The following is a 5,551-nucleotide window of genomic DNA, read 5'->3' as shown; positions in this document are numbered from 1 at the left end:
ATGTTGCTCAGCATAAACAGCGGCTTCCTCTGGTGGGGTAAAAATGCCATTGAGGAACACATGCACCTTGCCATCAGAACCAGCTTGTAAATGCTTTTCTCCCTCTGACGTTAAATAGTGATATAGAGGGAACACTCCCGCCATTCCAAGTGAAGGTAAGGAGGGGGATTGTTTGATCATCACAAACAAAACTTAAGGCTCGCATTCAGGTTGTTCTGGATGCTTTGTACAAAACGGGCTGTTTAAGCGCTTCTTGACACTGCGCTGTGGTATGACAGCACCTGGACGACAAATGGGAAGGTTTTCGGCTCTAAAAGTATAACACCAATTACCTCCCAACTTATCTTTATAACGGAATCCTGCTTGGAGCATGCAAGCATGAATTGTTGCTTTAGCATTAATGCTTATATTTTCACTTTCTGGATCAACATCATAAGGCGTTGGCATACCACATTCTAACAAAGCTTTTCCTACCTCAGTAAAATCAGTAACACTATTTTTCTCCCACATACTCAAGTACCCTGGAGCAGGCTTATCAATGTTACATCCAGCAATATTTAACAAAATGAGACCACTTAATAATTTCAAGATTTGTTTCATTTTTTCCTCCCTGAATATTTTGAATAAATTGGCGTACGATTAGGTGAACCGTAGCGCCATGTACACGCATCACCGGCATTACCATAACAAGCATGGACACTGGGGTAGCCCTTAAATATTTGCCCTCTCTCTTTCCAAGGACCACTTCCAGGAGGTATTTGCTCAAAGGTATAAGGATTTTTGCCAATCTTTGTACCCACAAAGTCATATTTATGATTTTCCAAGTTTACATAATCCTGCTTTCCATCACTTAAGATATATAATATATCTGCCATGTTTAGAGTATTATAAGCTGGTCCAAAGAAATTAATCGTTGTTTCCTTTGCTATACCATGAACACCATGCTTTTCTAAATCATGCGATCCATTGCCCGCTGTCATACTGCCGCGGCTATGGGCATCAACATGCAATCCTTTATTGCCAAAGCTATACAACAGATTCTGGTACTTCTTCGTCGAATTGGTCAGAGCACCCAACTTACCTTCTAGAGCATACTGATACCCTGCAATGAACAACTCTACCAAAAACGAATCGCTATGAGGGAACATCAGAAAATAGTGCGGATCATTCTTGTTATCAGCCAACTGAACCGCATTATGGGCTGCTTCATCTGGTGTTGTAAAAATACCATTGAGGAACACATGCACCTTGCCATCATAACCAGCTTGTAAATGCTTTTCTCCCTCTGACGTTAAATAGTGATATAGAGGAAACAATCCCACCATTCCAAGTGAAGGCAAGGAGGGCGGATTGTTGATCATCACTAGCAGTGCTTAAGGTTTGCATTCAGGTGCATTTTTATATTTTTTACAAAAAGGGCTGTTCAAGCGCTTCTTGACACTGGGCCTCGGGATCACAGCGCCAGGACGACAAATGGGTAAGTTTTCGGCTCTAAAAGTATAACACCACCCTCCCGCTCTTGCTACTTCTTCATCTTTATAGCGGAATCCTGATTGAATCATGCAAGCATAAGTTGTTGCTTTTGCATTGATGCTCTGCTTTCTATTTTCTGGAAATACATCATAAGGCGTTGGCATACCACATTCTAATAATGCTTTTCCTATTTCAGTAAAATCTGCTCCTGGCTTCTCCCAAGCAGTCAAGTATCCTGAAGGAGGCTTATTAAACTGACATCCAGCGATACTGAATAGAGTTACAGCACTTAATAATTTTAAGGTTTGTTTCATTTTTTACTCCATGATTTACTTGAAGGAACTTGTTCACGATGAGATGTGCCATAATTATATCTACACTTATTGCCCGCATCTCCAAGACAAGTATGGGAACTTATGGGATTCATGGTCACTCTCCACCATTCTGTCAAAACGTTACTACCAGCAGGTATTGTCTCGTAGGTATAGCCATTACCGCCAATAATTCTGCTTACAAAGTCATATCTATTCCCATCAAAACCAATAGTGGTTTGTTTGCCATCACTCACATAACCTAACAGACCGGATGCAACTAAAACATTAAAGGCTGGTCCATAGAAATTGATCTTCGTGTTTTCGTTAGCTATCCCGTGCACACCTTCTTGTTTGAAAGAATACAGCATATTCCCCAATGACATGGTACCACGGCTATGGCCATACTCTTCCAATCCCGTGTTACCATAGCGAGACATTATATCTTTTGCTTCTTGTGTGGAATTGGTCAAACCCCAAAAGTTATTTTCCATGAACTTCTGATAGCCTGCTACCAGAAGTTCTGAGATGGCAGAATCCGCTTGGGGGAACACAACAAAATAAAGCGGTACATTTTTATTCTCCGCATGTTGCTCAGCATAAACAGCGGCTTCCTCTGGTGGGGTAAAAATGCCATTGAGGAACACATGCACCTTGCCATCAGCACCTTCTTGCAAATGTTCCTTTTCTTCAGCCGTTAAATAATGAAACTTAGGGATAGGTTGTCCACGAGCGTCTCTTATAGGTACCCCATTTGCATCTATTTCATAGAGTATATTACCCTTTTCATCACGGTCGACCACGGCGATGGGGTGCTCTTTGATAAACATGGTTTTATAGGAATCATCGCTGTATTTAAAACCTTCTTCTAAGAGTTGGGTTGCCATTTCACGGTTTTCATGGACGATTTGTTCCAGCTTGCCTACATCGAGCTGTTGTACACCCTTATGGGCGCTGGCAGTATCACGATTAAGGGAGGCTATGGCTTGCTCAACATCTTGCCCTGTCAATGCCTTCTGCCCTGCTTCATCTGTCAAGACGATGGTGCCATTGCTGATAGCAGATTTGGTATATCCTTCCTCTGAATCTTGAGCTTTTGAATGATCTAAGAGATTTTTAGCAATGTTTTTCCCGACACCATATTTGCCCTGATACATCGGACCACCCGCAGAAATGCTTAAACCTTGGCTGCTAGCTTGAGCATGCGCACCGTTGCTGATATCACTGGTGCTGATGCTTCCTGTGGTCAGGCTGTTTTTATCTGCCGGCGCAGTGCTGGAAATAAGTCCTCCGGTTAGGGTCGTTTTATCTTTAACGTTGATCTTAAAGCCGCCATCACCCGCTTTGATGCCTGATTGTTCCACAACACTATGATAATCGCTGGAGGATTTATCCTTGTTCAAGGAAATATTGGTTGTGGCTGTACCCTCCTTTTCTCGGCTATTATAACCAATGGAAAAAGAGTTTTGCTTGCTAGAACTTTGTCCAGTATCACTGCGGCTGGTAATGGCGAAATCACCCCCTACTTCCATTTCTACTTGATTTCCAGAAACCACGGCACCTGCCAATGTGGTGTTTGCCCCACTCGTGGTATGAACAGTGCCGGTGCCTATAATATGGCTGTTTTTGTGATGCACTTCCTCACTGGAACCCTTACCTTTACCAAAGGAAGCATTCCCCATCCACCCTGTACCACTGGTACCATAACTATACCCAATATTCATCGAAGCGCTTTGGTTATGGTTTTGTGTGCTTTGCGTGTTTTGGGCACTTTCAAAGATGATATCTTCACCTGCTCCCATGGTGATATTCCCACTCTGTTCATCATTGCTTTGCATCGGGTTTGTACCGGCAATAATATCGGCTCCAACACCATGGATGCTGCCTTTGTGGGCTTGCATATTAACAGCGCGTCCGCCTTCTATTGTACCTGTTACCGAAGTAGATGTCTGAACAGAGGCTTCTGTTTTCTCTGTCTTAAAGCCCACGGTTACGCTGGCAGAAACATCAGCAATATCACGAATAGACTGTTTGTTTCCACCTTTCAACCCATTATAAAGACCTTTGCCTTTGCTATAGAGATCGTAGCCTTTTAGACCAGCAATAAGACCATTGCCGATTTTGTGTTTTGTATCCCCATGACCAAAACGTTTGGCTGCATCCCTTACATCTTGTACGGCACCAAGAATGCCCACATTGACAGAGCCTGTCACACCAGCAAAAGACTTTTCATGCTTTTCTTTTGCGTTAGAGGTATCATAGCTTTCTGATAGGGTGATATTATTGCCAGCATCAATGTTGACATCACGATCCGCCGAAACATTGGCTGCTTGCATGTTTACATCATTGCCACCATTGATCTGCACATCTTGGCGTGCCGTGATGTGTGATTGTGTGGAAGTATTTTCCCATTGATCGCCCGTATCTTTGGCGCTTGCAATTCCAACACCTACAGAAGCACCGCTTTTGCTCTTTTCAAACTGAAACCCAAAACCTGAGCGTTCTTCCTTTGAGCTTGAGGAATGGCTATTATGACCAACAAGCACATTCACATCATGCGCTGCCGAAAGGTTAATATTCTCACCTGCAAGATCAGAGCCAACAATTGTCACATCTTTTTTCTTGGCAGTGATGTTGATCGTGCCATCCGCATTGAGAGAAGAACCTTGATGCTCAAAACTCTCTTCATTCTCTGTCTTTCCCTCACTCCCGTATATCGACACAAAGCCCTTGCCTGATCCCACACCAAAACCCGTTTCATGCTCCTCTGAATGGCTCTTATGGTGATCTGTCATGCCATCAATCGTCACACTTTCTCCGCTCACATTGATATCTTGACCGGAAAGCAGATGAGAAGCAGAAATCTTGGCTTCTCCTTGTGCGTCTAACACGATGTTGCCCGTCGCCCCAAGGATAGAGGAGACCGTTGTGCTATGCGATTGAGATGTATCGGAAGATTCCTCATGCAAAAAGCCACTTGAAGACGATTGTGCTTGCTGATCCAAGTGTTCTTGGGCGCCTTTGATAGTAATCTTTCCCCCAGAGTGAATAGTAATATCCGCTTGTTTCTGTTCTCCTGGTGCTTTCTCTCCTGACGTTTCCTCTGCCTTACCGGCTACGAGCGTCGAGGCGACAACTTCCGTGTTGTTTCCGGAATCAATAGCAATGCCTTCACCCCCTGTTATGAGTGAACCGGAAACTTGGGTAGCATCAACTTTGTTATGCTCAGATTTGCTGCTACTAAACACCCCACCCTCTTTGTGGTACGACATTTCATAATGTAAGCTATCCTCTGCATTATTGATGAGAATATCGTTGCTGGCTTTCAGCCCTACCTTGCCCTCAGCCGCAATGGAACTACCTGTGATAGTGAGATCATGCGCCTTGCCATCCTGCCCTGCAATGACCGTGGTATCACCTCCCGATTTTATCGAAGAGCCAACCGCATGAGAGGCTTGCATGTCCACTTTCGTGTTTTTGGCGCGAAGATGATATTCCATCTCATCGTTTCTTACCCCTATTGTTATCTCCCCTTTCGCACCAAGTCCAACATTGCCCTTCGCATCTATATCGGAAGCAGCCATATGGATATCTTGACCTGAGATGACAGTGGTATCTTTTCCAGAACTTAAATGAGAGCCATTGTGCAAGGCGACATGAGAGGTTTGATCCCCACGATGGCTATTGGTACTGTTGCGTGTAGCATCAATAGAAACATTGCCCTCAGCTTGTAAGGAAAGATTATCCTTTGTTTGAACATCAGAGCC

The 5,551-nt window shown here is 43.8% G+C and carries 4 protein-coding genes and 1 pseudogene; all 5 read right to left on the bottom strand.

Features of this window, described 5'->3' with window-relative positions; all coding sequences use genetic code 11:
- Positions 1–180, bottom strand: a pseudogene (locus ACFIK6_RS08940) (filamentous hemagglutinin); the annotation flags it as partial.
- 12 nt (positions 181–192) lie between these two features.
- Positions 193–600, bottom strand: a complete 408-nt coding sequence (locus tag ACFIK6_RS08935; RefSeq protein ID WP_375642697.1) for a hypothetical protein — start codon at positions 598–600, stop codon at positions 193–195.
- Positions 597–1,361: a hypothetical protein gene (locus ACFIK6_RS08930; RefSeq protein ID WP_375642696.1), complete on the bottom strand. Its 765-nt coding sequence runs from the start codon at positions 1,359–1,361 to the stop codon at positions 597–599. Before ACFIK6_RS08930 ends, ACFIK6_RS08935 begins: the two co-directional genes overlap by 4 nt.
- Before the next feature lie 12 nt (positions 1,362–1,373).
- A complete protein-coding gene (locus ACFIK6_RS08925; protein WP_273790553.1) occupies positions 1,374–1,787 on the bottom strand; it encodes a hypothetical protein in 414 nt (137 codons plus the stop codon).
- A partial coding sequence (locus tag ACFIK6_RS08920; protein WP_375677568.1) for a hemagglutinin repeat-containing protein occupies positions 1,784–5,551 on the bottom strand: 3,768 nt, incomplete at its 5' end. The genes ACFIK6_RS08925 and ACFIK6_RS08920, both read right to left, overlap by 4 nt.

It is taken from the genome of Bartonella sp. AS69XJJH (assembly GCF_042195585.1).
GTDB lineage: Bacteria > Pseudomonadota > Alphaproteobacteria > Rhizobiales > Rhizobiaceae > Bartonella.
This window is presented reverse-complemented; position numbering and strand designations above follow the sequence as displayed.

Bases quoted from the DNA above. Each gene is read 5' to 3' on its own strand.
- ACFIK6_RS08925 (WP_273790553.1), bottom strand. From the start codon at position 1,787: ATGAAACAAACCTTAAAATTATTAAGTGCTGTAACTCTATTCAGTATC.
- ACFIK6_RS08930 (WP_375642696.1), bottom strand. From the start codon at position 1,361: ATGATCAACAATCCGCCCTCCTTGCCTTCACTTGGAATGGTGGGATTG.
- ACFIK6_RS08935 (WP_375642697.1), bottom strand. From the start codon at position 600: ATGAAACAAATCTTGAAATTATTAAGTGGTCTCATTTTGTTAAATATT.